This window comes from Natrononativus sp. DTA114 (assembly GCF_059736515.1).
In genome coordinates, this window is record NZ_JCASSN010000003.1 from 260631 (window position 1) to 285544 (window position 24914).

22 protein-coding genes are annotated in these 24914 nt (G+C 65.1%); 12 read left to right on the forward strand and 10 right to left on the reverse strand.

Annotation, left to right across the window (positions count from 1 at the left end; translation table 11 throughout):
* Window positions 1-41 precede the first annotated feature (41 nt).
* The 4 genes from AC6I6S_RS11285 to AC6I6S_RS11300 all read right to left on the reverse strand — a co-directional run bounded on the left by AC6I6S_RS11285 (window position 42) and on the right by AC6I6S_RS11300 (window position 5371).
* Entirely contained in the window at window positions 42-1970 is a 1929-nt protein-coding gene (locus tag AC6I6S_RS11285) for an aldehyde ferredoxin oxidoreductase family protein (RefSeq protein ID WP_497950183.1), read from the reverse strand.
* A 161-nt stretch (window positions 1971-2131) separates the two neighbouring features.
* The gene (locus tag AC6I6S_RS11290; protein WP_497950184.1) at window positions 2132-2320 is read right to left on the reverse strand and encodes a DUF1328 family protein; all 189 of its coding nucleotides are present in this window, start codon (window positions 2318-2320) and stop codon (window positions 2132-2134) included.
* A gap of 226 nt (window positions 2321-2546) precedes the next feature.
* The gene (locus AC6I6S_RS11295; RefSeq protein ID WP_497950185.1) at window positions 2547-3452 is read right to left on the reverse strand and encodes a DUF4397 domain-containing protein; all 906 of its coding nucleotides are present in this window, start codon (window positions 3450-3452) and stop codon (window positions 2547-2549) included.
* Window positions 3453-3517: 65 nt separating this feature from the next.
* Window positions 3518-5371: a bacterio-opsin activator domain-containing protein gene (locus AC6I6S_RS11300; RefSeq protein ID WP_497950187.1), complete on the reverse strand. Its 1854-nt coding sequence runs from the start codon at window positions 5369-5371 to the stop codon at window positions 3518-3520.
* Between the two features lie 107 nt (window positions 5372-5478).
* Between AC6I6S_RS11300 and AC6I6S_RS11305 the strand changes: the two genes are divergently transcribed.
* Complete coding sequence (locus AC6I6S_RS11305) at window positions 5479-5673, forward strand: HVO_0649 family zinc finger protein (RefSeq protein ID WP_497950189.1); 195 nt, start codon at window positions 5479-5481, stop codon at window positions 5671-5673.
* Window positions 5674-5712: 39 nt separating this feature from the next.
* Here the strand turns inward: AC6I6S_RS11305 and AC6I6S_RS11310 are convergent, their stop codons facing one another.
* On the reverse strand, window positions 5713-7344 hold the full coding sequence (locus tag AC6I6S_RS11310) for a rhomboid family intramembrane serine protease (RefSeq protein ID WP_497950190.1): 1632 nt from the start codon (window positions 7342-7344) through the stop codon (window positions 5713-5715).
* A 185-nt stretch (window positions 7345-7529) separates the two neighbouring features.
* Here AC6I6S_RS11310 and AC6I6S_RS11315 point away from each other — a divergent pair, with 185 nt between their 5' ends.
* Entirely contained in the window at window positions 7530-8624 is a 1095-nt protein-coding gene (locus AC6I6S_RS11315) for an archaeosine biosynthesis radical SAM protein RaSEA (protein ID WP_497950192.1), read from the forward strand.
* 92 nt (window positions 8625-8716) lie between these two features.
* Here AC6I6S_RS11315 and AC6I6S_RS11320 read toward each other — a convergent pair whose 3' ends face one another.
* Window positions 8717-11785, reverse strand: coding sequence for a PAS domain S-box protein (locus tag AC6I6S_RS11320; RefSeq protein ID WP_497950193.1), 3069 nt, complete (start codon window positions 11783-11785; stop codon window positions 8717-8719).
* Window positions 11786-11944: 159 nt separating this feature from the next.
* Here AC6I6S_RS11320 and AC6I6S_RS11325 point away from each other — a divergent pair, with 159 nt between their 5' ends.
* From AC6I6S_RS11325 to AC6I6S_RS11350, 6 genes are all read left to right on the forward strand, one after another.
* Window positions 11945-12319: a DUF7555 family protein gene (locus AC6I6S_RS11325; protein ID WP_497950194.1), complete on the forward strand. Its 375-nt coding sequence runs from the start codon at window positions 11945-11947 to the stop codon at window positions 12317-12319.
* A 161-nt stretch (window positions 12320-12480) separates the two neighbouring features.
* Entirely contained in the window at window positions 12481-14310 is a 1830-nt protein-coding gene (locus AC6I6S_RS11330) for an ABC transporter substrate-binding protein (RefSeq protein ID WP_497950196.1), read from the forward strand.
* Window positions 14311-14398: 88 nt separating this feature from the next.
* The gene (locus tag AC6I6S_RS11335; protein WP_497950197.1) at window positions 14399-15370 is read left to right on the forward strand and encodes an ABC transporter permease; all 972 of its coding nucleotides are present in this window, start codon (window positions 14399-14401) and stop codon (window positions 15368-15370) included.
* Complete coding sequence (locus AC6I6S_RS11340; RefSeq protein WP_497950199.1) at window positions 15370-16509, forward strand: ABC transporter permease; 1140 nt, start codon at window positions 15370-15372, stop codon at window positions 16507-16509. Before AC6I6S_RS11335 ends, AC6I6S_RS11340 begins: the two co-directional genes overlap by 1 nt.
* 2 nt (window positions 16510-16511) lie before the next feature.
* Entirely contained in the window at window positions 16512-17552 is a 1041-nt protein-coding gene (locus tag AC6I6S_RS11345; RefSeq protein WP_497950200.1) for an ABC transporter ATP-binding protein, read from the forward strand.
* Window positions 17549-18871 carry an ABC transporter ATP-binding protein gene (locus AC6I6S_RS11350; protein WP_497950202.1) on the forward strand — a complete coding sequence of 441 codons (1323 nt, stop codon included), beginning with the start codon at window positions 17549-17551 and terminating at the stop codon, window positions 18869-18871. The genes AC6I6S_RS11345 and AC6I6S_RS11350 overlap by 4 nt, the downstream gene beginning before the upstream one ends.
* Before the next feature lie 37 nt (window positions 18872-18908).
* On the opposite strand, the gene purQ is transcribed toward AC6I6S_RS11350, so the two are convergent.
* A complete protein-coding gene (gene purQ / locus AC6I6S_RS11355; protein ID WP_497950203.1) occupies window positions 18909-19586 on the reverse strand; it encodes a phosphoribosylformylglycinamidine synthase I in 678 nt (225 codons plus the stop codon).
* Window positions 19587-19699: 113 nt separating this feature from the next.
* Window positions 19700-19951: a phosphoribosylformylglycinamidine synthase subunit PurS gene (purS, locus tag AC6I6S_RS11360; RefSeq protein ID WP_497950205.1), complete on the reverse strand. Its 252-nt coding sequence runs from the start codon at window positions 19949-19951 to the stop codon at window positions 19700-19702.
* Window positions 19952-20481: 530 nt separating this feature from the next.
* On the opposite strand from purS, the gene AC6I6S_RS11365 reads away from it, so the two are divergent.
* From AC6I6S_RS11365 to AC6I6S_RS11375, 3 genes are all read left to right on the forward strand, one after another.
* Window positions 20482-20634, forward strand: coding sequence for a C2H2-type zinc finger protein (locus tag AC6I6S_RS11365; protein ID WP_497950206.1), 153 nt, complete (start codon window positions 20482-20484; stop codon window positions 20632-20634).
* A gap of 139 nt (window positions 20635-20773) precedes the next feature.
* A complete protein-coding gene (locus AC6I6S_RS11370) occupies window positions 20774-21730 on the forward strand; it encodes a formyltetrahydrofolate deformylase (RefSeq protein WP_497950208.1) in 957 nt (318 codons plus the stop codon).
* A 100-nt stretch (window positions 21731-21830) separates the two neighbouring features.
* Window positions 21831-22022, forward strand: coding sequence for a hypothetical protein (locus AC6I6S_RS11375; protein ID WP_497950209.1), 192 nt, complete (start codon window positions 21831-21833; stop codon window positions 22020-22022).
* 29 nt (window positions 22023-22051) lie between these two features.
* On the opposite strand, the gene AC6I6S_RS11380 is transcribed toward AC6I6S_RS11375, so the two are convergent.
* Together AC6I6S_RS11380 and AC6I6S_RS11385 are read right to left on the reverse strand one after the other, a co-directional pair.
* Window positions 22052-22234, reverse strand: coding sequence for a hypothetical protein (locus tag AC6I6S_RS11380; RefSeq protein WP_497950210.1), 183 nt, complete (start codon window positions 22232-22234; stop codon window positions 22052-22054).
* A 91-nt stretch (window positions 22235-22325) separates the two neighbouring features.
* Window positions 22326-23345 carry a phosphoribosylaminoimidazolesuccinocarboxamide synthase gene (locus tag AC6I6S_RS11385; RefSeq protein ID WP_497950211.1) on the reverse strand — a complete coding sequence of 340 codons (1020 nt, stop codon included), beginning with the start codon at window positions 23343-23345 and terminating at the stop codon, window positions 22326-22328.
* Between the two features lie 156 nt (window positions 23346-23501).
* Here AC6I6S_RS11385 and cofH point away from each other — a divergent pair, with 156 nt between their 5' ends.
* Window positions 23502-24884: a 7,8-didemethyl-8-hydroxy-5-deazariboflavin synthase subunit CofH gene (gene cofH / locus AC6I6S_RS11390; protein WP_497950213.1), complete on the forward strand. Its 1383-nt coding sequence runs from the start codon at window positions 23502-23504 to the stop codon at window positions 24882-24884.
* Window positions 24885-24914: the final 30 nt, after the last annotated feature.

Consider the following 24914-nt stretch of genomic DNA (forward strand, 5'->3'; position numbering starts at 1 on the left):
CGCATCCGTCTCCCGCGTCTAAAGAGGTCTTCGTGCGGCGATCAGTCGTCTGCGGGGGCCGCCGAATCGCCCGCGGAGACGCCCGTTCCCGGTCCGAGGTCGATCTCGAGTTCCTCGAGTTTCTCGTCCGGCACCACGCCGTCGACCCAGCCGCGGTGGTCGTAGTACTCTTCTTTCATCTCCTCGAGTTCGCAGTACTCGCCCTCGCTCGCACCCTGGCCGCGGATGCCGTCCTCGAGGAAGCGGGCGGGCAGCGAGTCGTCGCTGCCGTCGAAGCCGGTGAGGTTGTTGTAGTAGCGCTCGAGGTTGTAGACGCGCTCGCCGGCCGCCATGAGTTCGTCCTCGGTGACGTCGAGGCCGGTCATCCCGTTGTACTGGGTGACGTATTCCTCGATGCCCTCCGCGAAGGCATTGAACTTGCAGATGTCGAAGCTGTCGGAGATGGCGTGCAGATCCTGGAAGGCGGCGGTGAGTTCGCCCTTGCCCTCGTACTCGTAGGGGTCGACCTTCTCGGGAATGCCCAGGATCTCCGCTGCGGGCGTGTACGCTCGCAGGTGGCAGGCGCCCCGGTTCGAGGTGGCGTAGGCGATCCCCATCCCCTTCATACAGCGGGGGTCGTAGGCCGGAATCGTCTGGCCCTTCACCGCCAGCGAGTTCTCTTCGGCGTCGCGAGTGTCAGCGACGCGGTCCGCTCCCTCCGCCAGGAGGTCCGCGAGGTCGCCTTCCCGGCGGGCGATCTCCTCGATCATGTCGATCATGGTCTCGCTGTCGCCCCACTCGAGGTCGCCGACACCCTCGAGATTGCCGTCCTCGGTCATCTCCATCGCCATCGCCATCATGTTCCCCGTCTCGATGGTGTCGACGCCCATGTCGTTACAGCGGTCGATCATGAGCGCGACGTCGTCTCGCTGGGTGTGCCCGGAGTTCGGACCGAGGGCGAAGGCGGACTCGTACTCGTAGGACTCCATCCGGACGTTCATCTCCTCACCCTTGTGCATCGCCTGGACCTCGACTTCCTTCTTGCAGGCGACCGGACAGGAGTGACAGGTGGGTTCGTCGACGAGGATGTTCTCGCGGACGTTTTCGCCCGACACCTGTTCGGCGTCGAAGGCGTCGTCGGCCCAGCCGTCGTCACGAGCGTCGCCCGTCGAGGTGTACTTGGCGTTTCGTGTCGGGAGCCCGGACATCTCCTCGGTGATGTTCATCAGGACGTTCGTGCCGTACAGCGAGAGGCCGCCCTCGTTGGGTGCGGTGACGTCGGACTCCTGGATGGCTTGCATCGCCTGCTGGTGGCCCTCCTTGAACGTCTCGGGGTCGGCGGGCTGGGGCATCTTCGTCGTCGATTTCACGACGATCGCTTTGAGGCCCTTGTTGCCCATCACGCAGCCGGTACCGCCGCGACCCGACGCGCGGTCGTCCTCGTTGACGATGCAGGCGTACCGGACCTCGTTCTCGCCGCCCGGTCCGATCGCCATCATCGAGAGGTTCTTGCCGTAGGAGCCGTCGACTTCCTCCTCGAGCGTGTCTCGCGTCTCGTGGACGCCCTTCCCCCAGAGGTGGGAGGCGTCACGAAGTTCGAGTTCGCCGTCCTCGACGACGGCGTAGACGGGGTCGTCGGCCTGCCCTTCGAACAGCAGACCGTCGAAGCCGGCCCACTTGAGCCGGGCGCCCGACCAGCCACCGTGGTGGCTGTCGGTGACGGTGCCGGTCAGCGGCGATTTGGTGCAGACGGCGATCCGCCCGGACATCGTCACCTGGGTGCCCGACAGCGGCCCGTTCATAAACGCGAGCAGGTTGTCCGGCCCGAGCGGGTCGACGTCCGGTCCCTGCTCGAAGACGTACTTTACGCCGAGGCCGCGCGCGCCGATGTACTTCTCGGCGTCTTCGTCGTCGATCGACTCGTAGTCGACCGACCCCGAGGAGAGATCGACGCGAGCGACGTTGTCCTGGAATCCGCCCAGTTCTGTCATGGTAAATGTTCACTATTGCATTCGGCCCGGAGCCTGTTAGTCGTTCCCGATGGCCCGTAACCAGATCCGGTTACGTTCGTTGGGGCGCGAGTGGTAGCGCCGTTCGAAGCGCCTCCGCTGACCGGATCGAACGCGGCTACTGGAAAAGGGTCGACGGGTGGCTACAGCAACAGTGCAACGATCGCCAGCACGATGAAGATCAGCACGAAGATCCGTGCGATCTCCATCGTGATTCCGGCGACGCCGCGTGCGCCGACGGCCGCGGCGATGATCGCGAGGACGAAGAAGATGATCGCCCAGTACAGGAAGCCGCCGCCGCCGAGCTGGAGTGGGGTTGTGAGTTCGAACATACGCGGCTCTACACTAACTGGTAGCATAAACAAGGGCGACGCTCCCGGACCGTTCAGTCGTCTAAGAGGTGACTACGGTCGCGGTAAGGGAGGACTTAAACCGGCCGCGGCAGTGGCGGACAGAACGGTCGCCCGTGGCCTCGAGTATCGGTCTCGCGGCGTTTCAGGCTCCTTCCTCGAAGCGATAGCCGCGGGTGGACTCGTCTCGAGGCGCGAAGTCGGCTACTCAGTCGTCATCGTCGTACTCGTCGTCCTCTTCATCGTACACATCGTCATCGTACTCGTCGCCGTCTGTATCGCCGTGGTCGTCACCATCTCCCGCGTCGTCGTGGCTGTCCTCCGGCGCCCGGTCGGTCGCCACGACGAACTCGAGCGGTCGGTCGGCGGCGGCCGCTTCGGGCATGAGGTAGCCGGCCGCGAACACGGTGTAGACGCCGCCGGCTTCGACCGTGACCGTGATGCAGGCGACCGGTTCGGCGCAGTCGTCGCCGGCGGGTCGGACGTCGAGGGTGTGTTCACCCGGCGGCAGCTCGGCGTACTCGCTCGCCTCGCCGAAGGTAACGCCATCGAACGGCGTCAGATCGGTGCCGCGAACGTCGACCGCCACAGCGGGGGCGTCCGGCGAGGTGTGAACCAGGCGCACTTTCGCGGCGTCCGTCGCCGGTTCGCGGTCGTCGGCCAGAATGAGCGGCTCGAACGTCTCCTGGGTGAGTTCGCCGATCGCCGCAACAGTGTAGTCGGCGGCCTCGACTGTGACGTCGCCCTCGAAGGCGACGGTACCGGGATCGCCCGCGGCGGTGATCGCCACCTCGTAGCTGCCGGCGGGAAGTTCGAGGTAGTCGCTGACCGCGGTGAACGGCACGCCCTCGAGCACCGGGTTACCGTCGACGAGGACGTCGACATCCGGTGCGTCCGGAGAGAGGTGAGCGACGCGCACGCCGGCGGTGGCGATCTCCTCGGTGTCGGCTTCCGTTTCGTTGTGCGTCTCGTCCTCGTCGTAGTCGCTCTCGGTGTCGTCCTCGCCGTCGTTGCTGTGATCGTCCGCGAGCGCCGGAATAGCCGCGCCGCCGGTTGCGATGAGTGCACCTGCCGCGCCGGCGAGTTTGAGCGTTTGTCGTCGGGTCTGTGTCATGGTTTCTGTGCCCGATATACGACAGGCTCGCAACCAGATTGATGGTCTGCCCTACTAGTGTAGGGTCAGCCGTCGCCGAAAAATGCCGCACAGAGTTTCAATTCTGCCGCCCGCAGGTGCTCGTGGAACGTCGGGCGGGAGACGCCCATCGACTGAGCGAGTTCCTCCCCGGTCGCCGGGCGCGGCCACTCGAAGTAGCCGCCGAGATACGCCAGCTGAAGGGCGGTAAACTGCCGGTCCGTGAGCTCCTCCTCGAGGCGGGCGGCGATCTCCTCACGGGTTTCACCGTCGTCGCGTTCGCGCTGGCGGAACGAAAGCACGTCGGTGCCTGCGTACCGGTCCTCGAGGGCCTCGACAACCGCGCGAACGCTCGAGGATCGCGGAACGTCGAGACTGACGCGAGCGCGACCGTTTTCGGCCTCGATCGACCGCGTTCGCACCCCGCGCTCGGATAGCCACGCGATGAGATCGTCGTCGCTCGCCAGTTCGATCAGACACTCCTCGCTCTCCTCTCGCTCGACGAGCACCGCCAGATCGACCCCGAGGGCGTCGGCGGTCGACGCGAGGTCCGCACCGGTCGCCCCGGCGGCGGTGAACAGCGAGGCGGTCTCGTCGCCGGTTCGATGCACCGATCGCCGGTACTCGAGTCGACACCCCGTCTCTGCAGTGAGCGCGACCGGGGCGACCGACCGATCCGTGAGTTCGACGTCGACGGCGACGACGGCGTCGGTGACCAGCATCCGACTCGTCTCGCGGGCGTTGATCCCGCTGGCGACGGCGCGAGCCAGCGCCGAGAGGATCACCGACTCGCGGGCGTTTATCGTCCGATCGTCGGCCAGACAGACGGTGAGCGCACCGTACTGGATGCCGCTGTACGACAGCGGGAACGCGGCGTGGGTCGTTCCCTCGACCGTCCCGCTCGCCGAGTCGCCGGTCGCGAGCGCCTCGTTCGCCGGGTGGTCCGACTCGAGTGCCACCTGCTGGGGCGAGACGCCGGCGCTCGTCCGGACGTCGATCGCGTCGGTGACGGGGTTGCGCTCCCCGATCCAGACAGCGTCGTAGGCGGCTTCCTCGGCGATCCGCTCGCAGACGGTCGCCTCGAGGCTCGAACGGGAGGTCGAGCCCGCGATCGCACCCGTCACGTCCTGTAACACGCCCTCGACGCGGTCGAGGATGTACTCGAGCTCTTCGGTGCGCCGCTCGGCCTCGAGTTCGGCCGCCTTGCGGGCGCTGATGTCGTTCTGGAAGCCGACGTAGTGGGTGAGCTGGCCCGCGGTGTTTCGGACGGGGGCGATCGTGACCTCGTTCCAGAACTCGCTGCCGTCCTTGCGGTAGTTCTTGAGTTCGACGGTGACGGGTCGCTTCTCCTCGATCGCCTCGCGCATTGCCGCAACGGCTTCGGGATCGGAGTCCGGGCCCTGGAGGAACCGACAGTTGCGGCCGACGGCTTCCTCGGCGTTGTAGCCGGTCGTCTCGCGGTAGGCGCGGTTGATGTAGACGAGCGGATTGTCCTCCCGAGAGGGATCCGAAATCGTCACGCCGACGGGCGCCTCGTCGACCGCACGAGCTTTCACCGCGCGGTCGCTCGTCGAAACGTCCGCCTCGAGCGGGAGAAACGTGATCGTCGCCCCGTCGGCGGCCCGGTGGATGCGCGCGTCGAACCGGTCGTCCGGCAGCCCGACGCGCCTGGCCGTTCCGACCGATGTTTCGGCGACCTCCCCCTCTAGTCGCCCCCAGAGCGACCCGAACGCCTCCGCAGGCCCGGCCTCCTCCGGATCGGCTGGCAGCCCGAACGCGTCTCGGGCGGCGGCGTTCGCGTACGTGATCTCCCCCTCGCTAACGGCGACAACCGGGTCGACGACCGACTCGAGGGCGGCTGCCGCTCGAGAGTGGCTCGTGCTCGTCTCGGCGTGGTCCATATACCTACGTAAGCAGGGTCTGCATATAAACACGTTCGATAAATGGCATAGTGGTCGGTTCAGTGACACACAGAGGAATTATACCGCTGTGTGTTGTATGCTAACTCATGTCGGTACGGAGGGGACGATCACCGTTCGAGCGGCTCCGCCAGAAGTTCGACGAGAGCGACCAGCAGTGTCGAGAGTGTGGCTACGTCGACGGCGACGGCGGCTGGCGGGTCACCGCGGCCGGCAGCAACGTCCGCTACCAGTGGCTGTGTCCGACCTGCAAGGCCGTTCAGACCAGAGAGCTGCGGCTGTAGATCGGTCCGTCGAGTCGACGGATCGACGACCGTGAGCGGTCAGCGCGTCTCCGGTGGATACTCCTCTCGCTCGGCAACTTCGATCCTGACCGAGGAGTCGTCTCCCTCGAGAACGACCCGCTCGGTCCCCTCCTCGAGAACCGTCGATACCGTCATCTCTCCGACGGTCGCCGTCTCGTCGACCGCTGGGATCGGTGCCTCGTCGACCGCCGTTCCGTCCGCCGAAAGACGAATCAGGAACTCGTCGTCGGTCGGAACGACCGCGACCGTGTAGCCCTCGAGTTGAGCGTGTGCGCGGACCGGGTCGGAGGCGAACGAACGGGAGGTCTCCCCGTCGACCTCGAGGTCGACGGCGTAGGCGGTGTCGTTGCCGAGCACCGTCCAGCCGGTGCGCTCGACGTCGATGGCGGTCCGCCAGCCGACGCCGCCGACCACGACGGTGTCGTTGCCCTCGTGTGCGAGGGCGTAGTCGCGGACGCCGACGGTCGCGAAGTCGCGCTCTGGGCTTACGACGAGCACGCCGCTCTGGGTCGACTCGCCGACGCTCCAGTTGCCGACCGCACTGTCGATCGTCGCGTTCTGTTCGTAACCGACGGTGTAATCGCCGACATCGACGCCGGAGACGGCGGTGTCGGCGTCACTGGTGACCCCGTAGAACCCGAACGGAACGCCGACCAGCGCGACGAACAGCAGCAAACAGACGAGACAGGCCACGGCCGTCTGGCGGTACGTGATCGGCGTGACGATCGTCCGACCGCTCCCGGCGACGGCGGCCGCGACCAGCACTGCCAGGCCGATGACGAGCACGACGCCCACACCCTGGTAGAGGACGTAGGCCTCGCTCCCGTCGGGCCAGACGAGCAGCCAGAGCGCCTGGACCATCCCGAACAGCAGCGTCGCGGCGAACACTCGTTCGAGCGCCGGCTGTCGCCCGCGCCGGCGCAACAGCAGGATGCCGAGGACGACCCCCAGCAGGAAGCCGAGCAGGTGCGCCTGGAACCCGATACTCGCCCAGCCCGGCGGACCGGGTGCACCGGGATCGATCGTTTCGCGGAGGGTCGGCTGGCTCAGCGCGCCGATCACCGTTCCGAGACCGCTGCTTACGACCACCGCGACGATCGTCGAAAGCGGGTAGTTCACGAGCGCGAAGCCAGCGATCGCGAACACGGCACCGGAAAACCCGAGCCCCGGACCGAGCGAGAACAGCCCGGTCACGAACGCGGCGGTGAGTAACGCTGCCGGAAAGATCACGACCGCTCGAACCCAGGGACGGGCCAGCAGACCGGTGGTATCGTGGTCTCGACGCCCGGGCGGGTAGTGGCTCCAGACGTACTCGGCGATGGGCGCGAACGCGAGCGTGCCGGTCATGTTCGACAGCAGGTGGGCCGAGGAGCCGTGGGCGACGCCCGCCGTGAGGATACCGGTCGGGTAGAAGTACGACCACGTGACGAACGGATACGTGAGCGGCTCGTTCCAGTTGCGGGCGCCCCCTTGGACCACGAGATAGAAGCTCACGACGAGGGCGACGGTGACGAGCGTCCCCCACGGGACGCCGTAGAGGAACCGATGTTCGAGCCTCGAACGCCACGCGTACGCGCCGTTGCGCCAGAGATAGACGAGCGCGACCGCTCCCGCCACGGCGAGTGCGATCTGGGTCGGCGTTACTGGCATTCGCGTCGATTCCCTCTCTCGGCTCTCGATTGTCGGCAGCGATACAATACTATTGCCATTGTTCTCCTGACTGGCGACTCGAGGCGTCACCGGCGCCGAACGCACCGTGGGGCCGCCCCAGACGAACCACCGTGGGGCCGCCCCAGACGAAGGCGCTTTAGGCACCGGGGCGCTTTGCTCGCACAATGAGTAAACCCACGCCCGAGGTCTACGAGCAGGGCAAGGGCATGGATGCCCACAACCAGGTAATGCGGGAGATCCGCTCGCGCAAGGAGGCGAGCTACGACCCCCACGAGCCGACCCGCGTCTGGCTCGACGAGGACAACACGCCGAACGGCGTCAAGCGGAGCCTGACGATCATTCTGAACACCGGCGGCTGCCGGTGGGCTCGCGCCGGCGGCTGTACGATGTGTGGCTACGTCGCAGAGAGCGTCGACGGCGGCAGCGTGAGCCACGAGGCGCTGATGGATCAGATCGACGTCTGTCTCGCACACGAGGACGAAAATGCGGAGGAACTAGCCGAACTGATCAAGATCTACACCTCCGGCTCGTTTCTCGACGAGCGCGAGGTCGGTGCGGAGACGCGGAAAGCGATCGCCGAGACGTTCGCCGACCGCGAGCGGATCGTCCTCGAGTCCCTGCCCGACTTCGTTTCCCGCGAGAAAATCGCCGACTTCACGAGCCAGGGGATCGCGACCGACATCGCGGTCGGCCTCGAGACGGCGACCGACCGGGTCCGCCACGACTGCGTGAACAAGTACTTCGACTTCGCGGACTTCGAGGCGGCGTGTGCCGAGGCGGCCGACGCCGACGCCGAGAGCGACGCGGACGCCGGGATCAAGGCGTATCTCCTGATGAAGCCGCCGTTCCTCACCGAGCCGGAAGCGATCGAGGACATGATCTCCTCGATCGAGCGCTGCGCCGACGTCGAGGGCTGTCACACCGTCTCGATGAACCCCTGTAACGTCCAGCGCTACACGATGGTCGACGAACTCTTCTTCCGGGACGGCTACCGGCCGCCGTGGCTCTGGTCGGTCGCTCGCGTCCTCGAGACGACTGCCGACGTCGACGCCATCGTCGTCTCCGATCCGGTCGGTCACGGCTCCGAACGGGGGCCGCACAACTGCGGGGAGTGCGACGATCTGGTACAGAAGGCGATCAAGGACTTCGATCTCCGGCAGGATCCCACCGTCTTCGAGCAGGTCTCCTGTGAGTGCGAGGCAACGTGGACCGCCGTCCGCGAGCACGAACGCGGGTTCAACCAGCCGCTGACCCGGTAACGGGGCCTCGACCCGGTAGTCGGCCTCGACCCGGTAGTCGGCCTCGACCCGGTAGTCGGCCTCGACCCGGTAGTCGGCCTCGAGAGGTGCCCTCAGGCGGGCGGGTCGGCGGCGGGTACCAGCAACCGAACGACGGTTCCGCGCGGCTCGTTCTCGGTGAAATGGAGCCGACCGCCGGACTGCGTGAGCGCCCAGTTGACCATCCATAGCCCCAGCCCGCTTGCATGCCGCAACTGCGTGATCTCCTCGTTCCCTTCGACCAGCGCCCGCTCGTCCTCGGGGATCGTCGGCCCGTCGTCCGCGACCCGTATCACGACCGTGTCGTTCTCGAGCCGGAGCGTGACGTCGACGCGTGGCACCGGCGTGTCGTTGTGTTCGACCGCGTTCTCGACCACCTGAAAGATCGCCGTCCGCAGGAGCGGCCCCGACCGTGCGAACGCGCGGTCGGGAAGCGTTCGGCGGACGTCCGCCTCGGGATAGCTCTCCTCGATCCGGCCGATCGCGGACTCGACGGCGTCGACGACCTCGATCGGGCCGCCGCCCGGTCGGTCGAGCGCCCGCTCGACGGCACGGGTCGTCTCGGCGAGGCCGATCAGTTCCTCGGCGCGCTCCTGGACCGGCAACACGTAGCGAGAGGCGAGATCGTCGTCGACGGCCTCCTCGAGCGTCTCGGCGTAGCCGCTGATGATGTTCATTCCGTTTCGCAGGTCGTGGCGAAGGACGCGGTTCAGCACCTCGACGCGCTTCTGGCGCTGTTTGCGTTCGGTGATATCGGTGTAGAGGCCGAACGTTCGGTCGGTATCCCCCTCCGTGTCCATCGGTACGAGACGCAGCATGAACTCGCGCAGTCCGTCGGCGGTTCGGCGGGTGACCTCCGTTTCGACGACTTCACCCCGGCTGATCCGCCGATTGATCCGCTCGGCCTCGGCTCGTTGATCTGCGGGTACGACGAACGGATCGAGGAGCTCACCGCCGAGGTCGGCCTCGTCGTAGCCGAACACGTCCTCGAACCCGGGATTGAGCCGTTCGACGACGGGCTTACCGTCGACCTGTCGCGCGCTGAGGACCGCGTCCGGAACGTTCTCGAATAGCGCGAAAAACCGATCGCGCTCCGCTCTGAGTCGGCTTTCGAACGCCATTCGGTCGAGCGCGTCGACGGCGTGTGAGAGCAACAGCTCCGCTAGCTCCTCGTCGTCGGCGTCGAACGCGCCGACCTCGTTCGACACCGCCTGAAAGACCCCGTAGTCGGCGATCGGGACTGTCAACGCGGACCGGTAGTCGTCCCGTTCGGGTGCCGCGTCGTCGTTCGTCGTCAGATCGTCGACCCGATTGGTTTCTCCCGTCCGGTAGGCCAGCCCGGCGAGGCCGTCGTCGATCGAGGTCCGATTCGTGTAGCCGGCCTCGTGAATCTTCGAGGAGACCGCTACCGTCGCGAGTTCGTCGTCGGTCGCCCGATCGACGACACAGACGTCGAAGTTCAACACCTCCTCTGCGGCTTCGACCGTTAGCTCGAAGACATCCTGGCGGGTCCGACAGGTTTCGAGGCTCGAGGCAACCTCGTGTAGCTTTTCGGTCTTCCGTCTGCGGTCGTCGAGTTCCCGCGCCATTCGTTTCCGCTCGCTTACGTCACGGATGACGCCGACGGTGCCGTCGAACTCACCGTCCGATCGTAGCAACGAAGTCGTCACCTCACACGGAATCGTGGTCCCCGAGCGCCCGCGGAGCTCCACCTCGTAGGTCACGACGTTCTCGTCGTCGGTCATATACAGGGACCGAACCTCGTATCGTCCCCGCTCGACGCTCTCCGGCGTCAGCACCATCGAAGCCGGCTCCCCGACGAGTTCCTCGCGATCGTAGCCGGTAATGGCCGTCAGCGTGTCGTTTACCGTCACGAACCGACCGTCTTCGTCGAGTGCGTACACGCTGTCGCCGACGGCCTCGATGACGGTCTTGGCCCGCTCGAGTTCGCGCTCGCGTTCGGTCCGGTCGAGGGCCGCTTCCGCCGTCGTCGCGAGGACGGTCAGGAGATGAGTGTCGTTGACGTCCAGGGGCTGCCCCTCGAGCGATGCGACCGTGAGCAGCCCGTGGGTTCCGAGCGGATGGACGACCGCGTTTCCGATCTCCGCATCCAGTTCGTACGGTACCTGATCGGCCGTGAATTTCTCGACGAACGCCGACTCCTGGCGGTCGTAGACGTCCCAGAGCAGTCCATCACCCGGTTCGATCGCGGGTAGCTCCCCGTACGACTCGACGAGTTCGTCGCTCAATACCGCCGGCGGCAATCGCCCCTCTTCCGTGGCGAATCGAACCGATACGCGCGGCTGTTCGATCACGTCGGCGGTCGCCTCGATCACGAGCTCCGCGACGTCGTTACGCGTGTTCGCACGCATGAGCCGCCGGCTGGTCTCCTGCAGCGCCTCGAGTGCGGTCGCCCGCTTTCGATCGCCCGTCACGTCCCGGGCGGTCGAGAGCACGCTGATGACCTCCCCGTCGTCGACCACCGGCGTACTGGTCCACTCGCAGGTTATCTCTCGCCCGTCCTTCCGTCGGTTTCGAGCGATCGTCCGATCGCTCTCGCCGCGGTCGAGTATCGCCTCCCAGCTATCGCGGACCGGCGCTCGATCCCCCCCGGGAACGAGCAGTTCGATGGCGTCTTCGCCCGCAGCTTCGGCTGCGGTGTAGCCGAACAGGTCGGCCGCCGCCTGGTTCCAGGAAATCGCCTCCGACTCGAGGTTCCACTCGATGACCGCGAACGGGACCTGCTCGATGAACAGTTCGAACCGCTTCAGTGGGTTTTCCGGCGAGTGTTCATCCGTGTTGGTGAGAATGTCGTCGAGGCGCGTCGCTAGGGTCTCGACACCCTGTGACTGTGGGACGTAGCCGGCCGCTCCGGCTGCCATCGCCTCGCCAGCGAGTTGCTCGCTCCCGTCGTCGGGAAACAACACGACCGGAACGTCAGGCCGTCGCGAGCGAATTCGCGAACAGAGGTCGATCCCGCTGCCGTCGGCACAGGAGTACACGACGCAGTCGGCGTCGTCGAGACGGTCGAGACACGACGCGACGGTGTCGACGCGCTCTACGGTCGCGTCGACGCCCGATCGGACTGCACTCCACCTGTCATCGCTCGCGTCGACGTACACGACGTGGGGGTCCGTATCCATGTTCGGGCGTTCGCTCCCCGTTCGTCCAGTGTCTCCAAATATCTTTGTTATGTAACACGCCGCTCGAATCCTCGACGGGGGCGTTCTCGACGCTCCGACGGTCGAACTGACGCCTCGAGACGAAACAGCTAAGCCGCGGTAGCCGCGTTTTCCGCGCCGATGGTCTCTCTGGAGCGGGTGTCGACTGATCTCCTCGCCGCGATCGCGGTTTCGACCGGCGTAATCGTCCTCGTCTCGGCTATCGGGCTGCTTGCAGGATGGGGGTGGGGTGCCGTGTCCGACCTCCTGTTCGTCCTCGCCGCACTCCTGTTCGTTCTCGGCGCGATCATGACGCGCCCGACGGTGTCGCGTCGCCGGGCGATCCAGCGAGCGACGGAAGACGACGATACCGAGGAGTCGTCCACGACGCACCAGGACGGTTCGGAACGCCAGTCAAGCGCGCGTAATCCGGGTTTGCAACTCGAGTGGGGACTCCGGATCGTGCTGGTCGCGGTGGTGCTCTTCTGTGCGTCGTTTCTCATTCATAGTATCTGATTCGTCGATCGGCTCTGGCTCGGCTCGCTGTCTTTCGAGCGATGATTTCGGATCTGGACCGATACTAATTACGACTGAATATCCATACTGATGGATTATATAAACACCAGATCTGTCCCCTGGATAGAAAGTTTTATATTCATAATTCCGTAGCAATGGATATGCCAACTCATAACGAAGGCAATGGTGAGAAGCGACGGACGCTTCTCAAGACGATGGGTGTTGGTGGGATAGCGCTTCTTGCGGGCTGTACTGGTGGCGACTCTCCAGCAGCCGGCGACGACGCAGGCGGCAACGGCGACGACGCAAATGGCGGTGAGGGTGGAACGAAACACTGGATCGGCGCACAGGGGAGCGAAGCGCCGAACTACAACGTATTCCGCGTCACCGACACGACGTCCGCAGCCCGCATCACCCGCGTGCTGGATCCGGCGTACACGTTCGACGAAGACAACGAGTTCGTGCCGCGGCTCATCCGCGAGTACGATATCAACGACGACTTCACCGAGTTCACGTTCACGCTCACCGAACACGGCGAGTGGTCCGACCCCTACGGCGAGATGACCGCCGCGGACTGGGTGTACTCGATCACCGAGGTCATCCAGGGCGAGGACAACTGGGCCGTCGTCTCGATGGCCGACGACTTCCGGATGTCCGTCGACGAGGTGCCCGACGGCTTCGACGTTCACGAAGAGCCCGAGGAGGACGGCGACCAGTACAGCGTCTGGTTCAACGTCGAGGAAACCGGCGACTACGAGTTCACCATCGAGACGCCGGCGCCGTATCCCTCGTTCATGGACGAGCCGATCATCTGGGGCTTCCAGGAGGTCGTTCCGCAGGGACTGCTCGAGGAGTACGTCGAGGATCAGGACGGCGACGGGCTGAACGAGGACGAGGAGATCCAGACCCTCAGCTACACCGGCAACCTCGGTGCGTTCACCATCGAAACCCTCGAAACCGAGGCGCGGATGCACGCCGTTCGTGACGACGACTACTACCTGACCAACTACGACGGCTACGAGGACGCCCCGACGCAGGACGAGTGGACCTACCAGGTCATGCGCGAGGAGTCTACCCGTCTGTCGGCACTCCAGGCCGGTGAGATCACCGGCACCGGCATCCCGGCCCGACGCGCCGAGGAGTTCGAGGAACACGACGAGATTAACGTGTTCAACAACCCGACAGTCTACTGCCAGAGCATGTTCTACAACATGCGCGACGACGGCTGGGAGGCGCTCAACACGGCCGAGGTGCGCCAGGCGCTCACGATGGCCGTCAACCGACAGGAGATCGTCGACGAGATCCAGCACGGCTACGGCACCGTCGCCCACACGCTCCAGCCGGAGTACTCCGAGTTCTACGACGACTCGGAGGTCGTCGAGTGGGAGTACGATCCCGAGGAGGCACAGAGTCACCTCGAGGAGCACCTTCCGGGCGACTACGGCTACTCCGACGGCCGCGTCGTCGACGGTAGTGGCGACGAGGTCGTCCTCAACTTCGTCTTCTCCGACTCGGCGGAGGCGACCGAGGTAACCGCCCGTCACATCCAGAGCGAACTGGACGAGATCGGTCTCGACGTCGAACTCGATCCCGTTCCGTGGAACACGATGCTCGACCAGTACATGTACTCGCCACCGGGCGAGGCCCAGGAGTGGGACCTGCTCGCCGGCATCGGCCGCAACGCCTACCCGCGGGCCCCCGAGGCGACGTGGGGCTACTGGGAGCCCGGCGAATCCGCGAACGCCTACGGCTACGACGACCCACACGGCGTCGCGGACATGCTCGCGGAGTCCCAGCGGATGACCGACGCCGACGAGCGCCAGGAGGTGCTGGCAGACGTCTACGGCATCCTGAGCGAGGAGCAGCCGTGGAACTTCCTCTACTTCCCGGACGACCTGTACGGCTACCGACACCACGTCGAGCCGACCGAGGAATCGAGTATCTCCTGGGAGTACGACATCCACCGCTGGGAGATGGAATCGGAGCAGTAACGCGGGACACTCCTCTCGACGTGCGGTTACCACCGCCCCGCGGCTGCGGGGATCTGTAAGATATGATGGATATTTACCGACATAGACAATGAAAGCGTACATCGCAAAACGCATCGCGTGGACCTTCTTTGCGACCTGGGTCACGCTGACGATCACGTTCTTACTGCTGGATTTCTCGCCCATTTCAGCGGCCGGAGCGGAGTTCGTCGACCAACAGGTCCAGCAGGGGATGGACGCGGACGAAGCGAGGGAACTGTATCAAGAGCAACTCGGACACGGGGATACGGTCTGGGAGCGCTACTCTAACTTCATGATCGGGTTAGCGACGCTCAACTGGGGCCAATCGACGACCTACCCCGGCTCGGTCGTCGACGTCATCGCGAACTCCTGGATCTACTCCTTCCAGTACGTCTTCCCGGCGACGGTCCTCTCGGTGTTTCTCGGGTTCGGGATCGGCCTCTACTCGGCGACCCACCAGTACACGAAGGAGGACTACGCGGCGACGCTGTTCGCCTTCAGCGGAATCAGCCTGCCGAACTTCTGGTTCGCGATCATGCTGATCCTGATCTTCGGGGTCTACCTCGAGTGGTTGCCTATCTTCTACACCACGAGCCACGACATCCTCTCGTGGGGGAACGTAAAGCAGCTGATATTACCGATTGTCGTTCTCTCGACCGCGGCAATCGCCTCCGAGATGCGCTATGCACGGGCGGAGTCGCTCGAGTACGTCCACGCGGAGTTCGTCAAGACCGCTCGAGCGAAGGGGCTCACTGAGAACGAGGTACGTGTTCGCCACATCTTCCGTCCGGCGATGGTGCCGTTGATCACGATCCTCGTCGGCGACATCCTCGGCCTGTTGTTCGCCGGCGGCTACGTCATCGAGGTAATCTTCCAGATCCCTGGACTCGGCCTCGTTAGCTACGAGGCGATCATCCAGCAGGATACGCAGCTCGTGCTGGCGACGGTGTTGATCCCGGTGTTCATCGCGATCATCGGCAACCTGATCCAGGACCTCTGTTACACCATCCTCGACCCGCGAATCGACTTCGGTGATCGCTAATGAGTACGGATACAGATTACGCACACGACGACGTCAGTTTCGAGGATATCGACTGGGAGGAGTACGGCGGGGGTTTCGAGTTGACGACGACCAAAATCGTCGCCTGGCTGGCGATGGGCGGGATCATCGTCGGCTGGGTCCTCGATTATCTCTACGGCCACCACCGACAGCCGCTCGTCGAGTGGGAGCTGGGACCGATCGGGTTTGCACCGAACCCCGGAAACGTCGAGTGGCTGTTCGCCCTCACGATTGCGGTGCTGTTCTTCTACGCGATCCTTCCGCTGTACCAGAACCCGCGCCGGACCAAACACTACTGGAAGGAGTTCCGGAAGAACAAGGCGGCGGTGTTGAGCCTGATCTTTCTCGTGTTTGTCTTCTTCGTGGCCGTCTTCGGGCCGTTCATCGTCGGTCGGCCGGAACTCGACCTCGCGAACGCCTACGAGCCGCCGGTGTTCGCGGGCGGCACGTGGGAGCACCCGTTCGGCACGATGCAGTCGGGTGAGGACATCCTCCAGATCACCGTTATCGGCGCACGGATCAGTATGATGGTCGGCCTCATCGGCTGTCTGATGATCATCGTGCTGGCCAGCGCCGTCGGGACGACCGCCGCCTACTTCGGCGGCATGGTCGACGAGGTGCTGATGCGCTTCGTCGACATCATGCTCACGTTCCCGACGTTCTTCCTCATCCTGTTCGTCGTCTACCTCTACGGCGGCGACCTGTTCACCATCATCCTCATCCTGGGGCTGACGACGTGGACGGCGACCTCGAGGCTGGTGCGCTCGGAGGCGCTCCAGCGAAACGAGGAGCAGTACATCGACGCGGCCAAGAACGTCGGCGCGAGCGAGCGCTGGATCATCACGCGCCATCTCGTCCCGAACGTTTCGAACACCATCATCACGGCCGCGACGCTCGCGATCCCGTCGCTGATCCTCTACGAGGCGGTGCTCGCGTTCCTCGGCTTCGGCGACCCGAACGTCTGGTCCTGGGGGCGGGTGATCTCCGAAGGACGGGCCGACCTCCAGAACGCCTGGTGGATCGCGACGATCCCGGGGATCTTCCTGTTCCTGACGGTACTGGCGTTTAACTTCCTCGGCGACGCGCTGCGCGACGCGCTCGACCCACGACACGAGGCCTAACTATGAGCGACGAACCACTACTCTCGATTCGAAACCTGCAAACCCACTTCCACACCGACGACGGGGTCGTCAAGGCGGTCGACGGCGTCAGCTTCGACGTCGACCGCGGCGAGACGGTCTGTGTCGTCGGCGAGAGTGGCTCCGGTAAATCCGTAACGAGCGAATCGGTAACGCAACTGATCCCGATGCCGCCCGGCGAAATCGACGGCGACGTTCACTTCGACGGCGTCGACGTGACCGAACTCTCCGATTCGGAGGTCAGAGACCTCCGCGGGGGACGGATCGGTCACGTTTTCCAGAACCCGCAAGGGGCGCTCAACCCCGTCTACACCGTCGGCTACCAGATCCGGGAGGCGATCAACTCCCACCAGGACGTCACAAAGGAGGAGGCCCGCGAACGCGCGGTTCAGCTCCTCGAGGACGTCGGCATTCCGGAGGCACCGACCCGCGTCGACGACTACCCCCACGAGTTCTCCGGGGGGATGAAACAGCGGGTCGTGATCGCAATCGCGCTCGCCTGTGAGCCGGACCTGCTAATCGCCGACGAGCCGACCACCGCACTGGACGTCACGATCGAGGCTCAGATCCTCGACCTCTTTCGGGACCTCCAGACGGAGTACAACATGAGCATCTTCTTCATCACGCACGATCTCGGCGTCGTCGCCGAGATTGCGGACAAAGTCGTCGTGATGTACGCCGGCAAGGTGATGGAGACGGGGTCGGTCCAGGCCATCTTCGAGAACCCGGCCCATCCGTACACACAGGCGCTACTCGAGTGTCTCCCGGGTCAGTCCGATCTCGAGCCGATCCCGGGGAGTCTACCCGATCCGACGGACCCGCCGGAGGGCTGTCGGTACCACGAGCGCTGTGAGTACGCGATCGAGGACTGCCGGGTCGGCGACCAGCCGCCGCTGTACGATCTCGGCGGCGACCACCGGGTGTCCTGCGTTCACTGGCGCGACGGACCGGAGAGCGACGGTCTTCCCGACGCCGAGACGCTGCCGGATGCCGACGCGAGCGCGACGATCGGAGGTGGACGATGAGCACCGGAGAGCCGCTGCTCGAGGTCGAGAACCTCAAGAAGCACTTCTCGATGACTCGAGGCATGATGAAAGACGAGATCGGCCGCGTACGCGCGGTCGACGGCATCTCCTTCGAGGTCGCGCCGGGCGAGACGTTCGGTATCGTCGGGGAATCGGGCTGTGGCAAGTCGACGGCCGCTCGAACGGTTCTCCAGCTCGAGGAGCCGACCGACGGCGCCGTCAAATTCGACGGCCGGGACATCACGGAGTACGATAGGGCGGAACTCAAGCGGTTCCGCCGGGAGGCACAGATGATCTTCCAGGATCCCGACTCGAGTTTCGATCCGCGGATGAGCGTCGGCGAGTCGATCGGCGAGCCGCTGATCGTTCACGGGATGACCGACCGCGAACTGCGCCGGTCGATCATCAAGAAGCTCCTCGTTCGCGTCGGTCTGCAGGCCGACGACATCGACCGCTACCCCCACGAGTTCTCCGGCGGACAGAAACAGCGGATGGGGCTCGCGCGAGCGCTGGTGTTGAACCCGCGGCTGCTCGTCGCCGACGAGCCCGTCTCGGCGCTCGACGTCTCGATTCAGGCGGAGATTCTGAAGCTGATGGAGGATCTCCAGGACGAGTTCGGTCTGAGCATTTTGCTCATCAGTCACAACCTGGGAGTCGTGCGACACATCTGTGACCGGGTCGGCGTGATGTACCTCGGCGAACTCGTCGAGGTGGGTCCCACCGAGGAGCTGTTCTCGGATCCGAAACACCCCTACACGCGCGCGCTGATTTCCGCGATTCCCTCGACTGATCTCGCGGACCGAGGCAAGCGCGTTCGCCTGACGGGTGACGTCCCGGATCCGGCGAATCCGCCGCGGGGGTGTCGGTTCCACACCCGCTGTCCCGAGGTCATCCCGCCGGAGGCGTACACCCTCGAGCAGCGGACCTGGCGATCGCTGCTCGATTACAAACAGCGCGTCGAGGCTGGATACTCCGTCCAGGAACTGTTCGAGCTGCTGTATCCCGAGGAGGATTCCGACGAGAGCGAAATCCCCGACGAGCTCCCGGCCGACGAGGTCGAAGCCGCGCTCAGAACGGAGTACGACCTCGACGCGCAGATCGAAGACCCCGAAGCGGACTCGGTGTTCGAACGCTCCGCCGGTCACCTCGCGGCGGGCGAACTCGAGACCGCCCAGGAACTGCTCGACGCCGAGTACGTGACGGTCTGTCAGGAGGAGACGCCCGAACTGGTCGAGGAGGATATCGGCCACTTGAACGCCTGTCACCTCACCGACGAGCAGGTAATTTCGCTCGAAGAACGGGCGACGACGTCGGACTGAACGCCGCGAACGGTCTTTTTGTTCGGTGGAACGCGGACTATGCCTCGAACCCGCGGAGAATCCCCTGGCCGTCGGTACCGCCGACGTCCGGGAGGGTCGCTCGCTCAGGGTGGGGCATCAACACGGCGACGGTCTCCGTCTCGCCGAGAAGGCCCGCGACGTTGTGCTTCGAACCGTTCGGGTTGACGCCCTCGCTGACGTCGCCGTTCTCGTCGCAGTACCGAAAGAGGATCCGGCCCTCGGCCTCGAGTTTCTCGAGGCGTTCGTCGGTGACCTCGTAGCGACCTTCGCCGTGGGCGATGGGGATCTCGATGACGTCACCCCGTTCGTAGGCCGCGGTCCAGGGGGTGTCGTCGCGTTCGACCCGCAGGTAGACGTGTTCACACTGGAAGCGCGCGCTCTCGTTGGTCGTGAACGCGCCCTCGGTGAGTCCGGACTCGCAGCCGACCTGAGCGCCGTTGCAGACGCCGAGGACGGGGATACCCTCGTTCGCGGCCTCCCGGACCTCGGCCATGATCGGCGAGCGAGCGGCCATCGCACCCGCCCGCAGGTAGTCGCCGTAGGAGAAGCCACCGGGGAGGACGATCCCCGTCGTCTTCGCCGGGAGACCGTCCTCGTGCCAGACGATCTCCGCGTCGATGCCGAGGTGTCCGAGCGCGCGGTCGGCGTCGCGATCGCAGTTCGAGCCGCCGAAGCGGATGATCGAAACCGTCACGCGAACCACCCCGTATGGTTCGTGTGATCAGGGAGCGGGAGGCGACCAACGGGAGCGAGAGCGACCGTGGTGTTGCGACCGACGGTTTCGGTCAGTGTAATCGAGACGCTCATCTACCGCTCGTCGACCTCCACGTCGTAGTCGTGAATGGTCGGATTGGCGAGCAGGCGCTCTGCCATCTCGCCGGCGCGCTCGCGGGCGCCGTCGGCGGAGTCGGCCTCGAGATCGATCTCGAAGCGGTCGGCGGCCCGAAGTGCCTCGAGATCGAAGCCCAGGCGCTTCAGGGCCTGCTTCGTCGTCTCGGCTTCGGGATCGAGCACGCCGTGTTTGAGTCGAACCGTCACCGTCGCGGTGTAGGCGGACATTACCTGATACCCCGCAACCGTGCTCAAAAACGCTTTCGGCTTTCGACTGTGATACACGTTTGTGGATACTCCCCGAAACTCGAGCGCTCGCCCGTTCGCGGGCGGCCGGAACTCCTGCGGACCACGGCGTCGGAGGCGGTACTGGATTCTCGGCTGCCGTGGTTCTCCGCCGCACGCCATGGACCGGCGACGTTTCCGGCGAGAGAGTCGACTGTCCCCGTGGTGAGCGCGCCGGTAACGAAGGTGGGGAGTCGGTACCGTCCTCGCGGCGCCACGGGAGGCTCCGTCGGCGAGCCAACTCGCGAACTGGCCGGCGGTCGCGCCCCCGCCGAGCGTTTCGCCGGCCAGGCGTCGTCGGCCCGACAGAGTCGTCCCGGCGGTGGTCGACGCCGTGGCAACGACCCCGTGTACTCGGGTGGCCCTCGAGTCGACCTAACAGACGCATCGCTCGTGTTGTTAAATTGTGCCGTCCATCATTGCGAATCTCCTAGCAACTCTTTTTAAGTAATGTGTTCTGAGTTACTAGTGTAATGGCATACACCTGTTCACGCTGTGATTCGGAGTTCCAGTCGGCAGCCGGCGTCACCCAGCATGTTGCGTTGCACCACAACACCTGCGCCGAGTGTGACGAGGAGTTCGGTGACGCGGACGATTTACGCGAACACATTCACGCCTCCCACTGAATCGTCAACGGGCCAGGAGCCCAGTGCGAGCGTCGCACGGCAGTATTTGCAGCCCATCCGCGGACAGCAGCGCTTTTACAGCCGTATGATCTGAAGGGGTACTAATGACCCGCGGCTCACCCGAGCGGAGGTGGTGTCGATGACGACCGATCTGACCGAAATCACGGTCGTCGGAGACGACGACACCGGACTGGTTGCGCGAGTGACGACGCTGTTGTTCGAACGCGGGGTCAACATCGAGGACATCGACCAGGCGGTTCGCGACGGCGTCTTCCGGATGTATCTCGCCGTCGATACTTCCGAGATGGTCTGCACCGAGGAGACGCTCCGGGCGGACCTCGAAGGACTCGGCGACGACCTCGGCCAGGACGTCCAGGTCCGTTTTCCGGCCGACAGAGAAACCCAGCAGATCGCGGTGCTTGTCACCAGGGAGAGCCACTGTCTCGAGGCGCTGTTCGAGGCGTGGGCGAACGACCGGCTCGGGGCGGATATCGGCGTCGTCATCGGCAACCACGACGACCTTCGGCCGCTCGCCGAGCACTACGACGTGCCGTTTCACGACATCGGTACCGACAGCGGCGCCCAGAACGAGGACGAACTGCTCGACCTGCTCGCGGAGTACGACGCCGACCTGATCGTTCTCGCCCGCTACATGCGTATCCTCAGCCCCAACGTCGTTTTCCGATACGAGGATCGCATCATCAACATCCACCCCTCGCTGTTGCCCGCCTTCCCCGGCGCGGAGGCCTACCGACAGGCGATCGAGGAGGGCGTCCGCGTCGCCGGCGTCACCGCCCACTACGTGACGACCGATCTCGATCAGGGGCCGGTGATCACCCAGCGTGCGTTCGACGTCCCCGACGACGCCGACCTCGCGGAGGTGAAAGCCCGCGGCCAGCCGTTAGAGGCCGAGGCGCTGCTCGAGGCCGTTCGACTCCACCTCAACGGCGACGTCTCGGTCCACCGCGGGCGAACGACGGTTCGCGACGACGGCTCGGACTACCAGCTCGGGCTGCCTTCGGAACTCGAGTCAGTGACGCCGGATCGGCCAGTAGACGGTATCGCCACCGCGGTTGCCGACGAACGGGAGGACTGATCGATCCCGCCGAGCGTTCCCGGGTCGCGGAGTCGTTTCTCCCGGCTGGCCTGTTGAGGCAAGCACTACCGTCAACTGGCGTGAGGGTGTTGTCCATACAATGAGTAACAGCACCGAGCGTTCCCCTGGTCGATCCAGCGTGAAGTACTGCGTGGACTGTGGCTGGTTTGCGAACAGCGACACCACCGAAACGAGCGGCTCTCGGGCGGCGATCGAGCACTTCCTCGAGACGGGCCATACGATAGAATCGATCGGCACGGGGCCGCCACCGCCGCTGATCACACGTCGATAGTTCGTCCGATCGAAAACTGGCCGCCCGTCTCAGTCGGCGTTCTGCGTCTCGAGCGCGTCGGCGGCGTTCGGGCTGCCGGACCAGCCGGGCATGACGAACGCGATGTACACCATGAACGCGACCGCGAGCAGCAACACGATCGATGCGACGGCAGTGATGCCGATGGTCGGGTCGAACGGAACGATACCGGGTACGATGCTGTTGAGACTCATTCGTCAATCGTACGTTACCTGCTCGGTCTTATGAGGATTTCTGAATCGGTCGACAACCCACATTATCGACCACGTTAAACGGCGTTTCGAACTAGAGGCCGCTGACGGAGCCGATCGCACTCGAGAGCGGCGGTGCATCGAAGAACTCGCGGCCGGTGTAGGCGTTCGTGCCGGCACAGTACATGTTCCGGGCGGTCGTGACGACACGGTCCTCGAGCGGGTCGGGTTTGACGTCACAGAGTTGCTTCCAGTTCGCGATGTCCTCCTGTTTCGCCTCGGCTTTCGCGGCCTTCACCGCCTGAACCCACTGGGGCTGGGTGCGTTTGTGGTACTGGCGGAGCACCTCCTTCGAGAGCTGTGTCCCCTCGTAACTGAAGCGGTTCTCGTCGAAGGTGCCGACGACGTCGGCGACGCGGAGTTCGCCGTCGTAGTACAGACACTCGATCTTGCCGTCCTCGTGAACCAGGTCCGTCGACGAGGCCTGATCGGTGATGACGTCGTTCACCTCGCGAGCGAGGGCCTCGAGATCGGAAACCGCGGCGCGGCCGGCGATCTCGTCGGCCTCCTCGCGGGAGAGATACCGGTCACCCTCCTCGTACTTCGTCGAGAACTCGACGATCGGCTCCTCGAGTTCGACGACGCCCTCCGGCCACGTCTCGTCGCTCAGCCCGTGGTCGGTCGGGTCGGTCCGTCGACGCAGGCTCGAGCCGACGGGAACCCGGTTGCGGAAGATGACCTCGAGTGGGACGAGATAGTTCTCGCCCGCCGTCTCGTGGTAGGATTCGTAGTCGTAGGTGCGCCCCTCGTTCGGCAGGTCGGGGACCTGTGTGAGCTCGATCGCCATCTCCCAGGGTGGTCGGGAGGCGTCGGTGAGGTCGAGAACCTCGCCGTTTTCGACGATGCCGCGATAGTGAGTCGGCACGCCCGCCGCCTCGAGCAACTCGAAGTTGAACGCCCCCATCGTACAGAGGCTCGCGCCCTTGTCGGGGATCTGGTCAGGCATCTTCCCCCAGTCGAACACCGAGTAGTCGTCGGTGAAGACGAACGAGCCGTGACCGAGGTCGTCGGCCGTCGCCGCCTCCTCGATTCGGAACTCCTTGACGCTCGTCACGGCTGGCACCTCGGGGACGGACAGTCGCCGCGTTCCATACTCGAGTTGCCGGTGCGGGGCCTCAAAAGGTTTCAGTATTCAGTCGACGGGTCAGAGTCAGCGGCTGTAGCCGCCGAGACGCCATTCTTTTTGTGGTGTGCGGCCATCGTTGCGACGATGAACCGACCGGTGACCGACGACGACCTCGCGTTTGCACACAGTCCCGAAACCGATCAGCCGTTCGAGAACGCTCTCGAGAGCGCTCGAAACGGCGATCGACTCTCCGTCGAGGACGCCGTCGCGCTGCTGACGACGGGGGCGGACGTCGAGGGGATCGACCCCCGACGCAAGGAACGGGTGCTCGAGGCGGCCGACCGCCGCCGCGCCGAGGTCGTCGGCGAGGAGGTCACCTTCGTCGCGAACCTCAACAACAACGTCACGACCGCCTGCAACGTGGGCTGTCTGTTCTGTAACTTCAAGGACGCCGCCCACACCTTCGAGGAAGGGTACGAACCCGACCCCGGCGTCGAGACGGCCGGCTTTACGAAGACGCCGGCCGAATCCCGCGAAATCGTCTCCGACGCCGTCGCCCGCGGCATCTACGAGGTGACCTCGGTTTCGGGCCTCCACCCCGGGTTCGCGCTCGACGACGAGCACCTCGAGATCCTTCGCGCACACGAGGAGCCGAAGGCGGTCAACTTCGTCCCACCCGAGCGGTACGACGTCGATCCCGGCACCTACGTCGAGCAGCTCGAGGCGATGGCTGTCGACGGCGTCCACGTCCACTCGATGACTCCGGAGGAGGCCTACCACGCCCGGCGGGGGACCGACTGGTCCTACGAGGAGGTCTACCGGCGTCTGCAGGAGGCGGGGCTCGACACGGTCCCCGGCACGGCGGCCGAAATCCTCGTCGACGAGGTCCGGGACGTGATCTGTCCCGGCAAGATCGATACCGGCGGCTGGCTCGAGGCGATGGCGGCCGCCGCCGACGTCGGACTCGGGCTGACGGCGACGATCATGTACGGCCACGTCGAGAACGAGCGCCACCGCGCGATCCACCTCGAGCGAGTGCGCGAACTGCAGGAGCGCGTCGACGGCGCGATCACGGAGTTCGTTCCGCTCTCCTTCGTCCACCAGAACACCCCGCTTTACGAACACGACGTCGTCTCGGGCGGGGCGAGCCAGGCCGAAGACGAACTGCTGATCGCCGTCTCGCGGCTCTTCCTCGACAACGTCGATCACATCCAGTCCTCGTGGGTCAAGTACGGCGACGAGGGCGGGCTGAAGATGCTCAACTGCGGCGCCGACGATTACATGGGAACGATCCTTTCGGAGGAGATCACGACCCGCGCGGGCGGCGAACACGGGGAGTTTCGCTCCTTTGCGGACTACGTCGAGATGATCGCCTCCATCGGCCGGGTTCCGGTCGAGCGCTCGACGGACTACGAGCAACGGCGGGTGATCGACCCCGACGACCCGCCGTTCGGACCGCGACTGGGGCCGAAGGCAGACGGCACGCCGCTGCTCGAGGACCGGCCGCGGGCGACAGCGGACGACTGACTTTTTTAGCCGCCCGCGCCTCGAGTGCGG

What these genes read in the sequence shown, in the direction of transcription:
- AC6I6S_RS11300 (WP_497950187.1), bottom strand. Translation starts at nt 5,371, where the DNA reads ATGGACCACGCCGAGACGAGCACGAGCCACTCTCGAGCGGCAGCCGCC.
- AC6I6S_RS11345 (WP_497950200.1), top strand. Translation starts at nt 16,512, where the DNA reads ATGAGCGACGAACCACTACTCTCGATTCGAAACCTGCAAACCCACTTC.
- AC6I6S_RS11315 (WP_497950192.1), top strand. Translation starts at nt 7,530, where the DNA reads ATGAGTAAACCCACGCCCGAGGTCTACGAGCAGGGCAAGGGCATGGAT.
- AC6I6S_RS11375 (WP_497950209.1), top strand. Translation starts at nt 21,831, where the DNA reads ATGAGTAACAGCACCGAGCGTTCCCCTGGTCGATCCAGCGTGAAGTAC.
- AC6I6S_RS11285 (WP_497950183.1), bottom strand. Translation starts at nt 1,970, where the DNA reads ATGACAGAACTGGGCGGATTCCAGGACAACGTCGCTCGCGTCGATCTC.
- AC6I6S_RS11380 (WP_497950210.1), bottom strand. Translation starts at nt 22,234, where the DNA reads ATGAGTCTCAACAGCATCGTACCCGGTATCGTTCCGTTCGACCCGACC.
- purS (WP_497950205.1), bottom strand. Translation starts at nt 19,951, where the DNA reads ATGTCCGCCTACACCGCGACGGTGACGGTTCGACTCAAACACGGCGTG.
- AC6I6S_RS11365 (WP_497950206.1), top strand. Translation starts at nt 20,482, where the DNA reads ATGGCATACACCTGTTCACGCTGTGATTCGGAGTTCCAGTCGGCAGCC.
- AC6I6S_RS11290 (WP_497950184.1), bottom strand. Translation starts at nt 2,320, where the DNA reads ATGTTCGAACTCACAACCCCACTCCAGCTCGGCGGCGGCGGCTTCCTG.
- AC6I6S_RS11370 (WP_497950208.1), top strand. Translation starts at nt 20,774, where the DNA reads ATGACGACCGATCTGACCGAAATCACGGTCGTCGGAGACGACGACACC.
- AC6I6S_RS11320 (WP_497950193.1), bottom strand. Translation starts at nt 11,785, where the DNA reads ATGGATACGGACCCCCACGTCGTGTACGTCGACGCGAGCGATGACAGG.
- AC6I6S_RS11330 (WP_497950196.1), top strand. Translation starts at nt 12,481, where the DNA reads ATGCCAACTCATAACGAAGGCAATGGTGAGAAGCGACGGACGCTTCTC.
- AC6I6S_RS11305 (WP_497950189.1), top strand. Translation starts at nt 5,479, where the DNA reads ATGTCGGTACGGAGGGGACGATCACCGTTCGAGCGGCTCCGCCAGAAG.
- AC6I6S_RS11340 (WP_497950199.1), top strand. Translation starts at nt 15,370, where the DNA reads ATGAGTACGGATACAGATTACGCACACGACGACGTCAGTTTCGAGGAT.
- AC6I6S_RS11295 (WP_497950185.1), bottom strand. Translation starts at nt 3,452, where the DNA reads ATGACACAGACCCGACGACAAACGCTCAAACTCGCCGGCGCGGCAGGT.
- AC6I6S_RS11325 (WP_497950194.1), top strand. Translation starts at nt 11,945, where the DNA reads ATGGTCTCTCTGGAGCGGGTGTCGACTGATCTCCTCGCCGCGATCGCG.
- AC6I6S_RS11335 (WP_497950197.1), top strand. Translation starts at nt 14,399, where the DNA reads ATGAAAGCGTACATCGCAAAACGCATCGCGTGGACCTTCTTTGCGACC.
- AC6I6S_RS11350 (WP_497950202.1), top strand. Translation starts at nt 17,549, where the DNA reads ATGAGCACCGGAGAGCCGCTGCTCGAGGTCGAGAACCTCAAGAAGCAC.
- AC6I6S_RS11310 (WP_497950190.1), bottom strand. Translation starts at nt 7,344, where the DNA reads ATGCCAGTAACGCCGACCCAGATCGCACTCGCCGTGGCGGGAGCGGTC.
- cofH (WP_497950213.1), top strand. Translation starts at nt 23,502, where the DNA reads ATGAACCGACCGGTGACCGACGACGACCTCGCGTTTGCACACAGTCCC.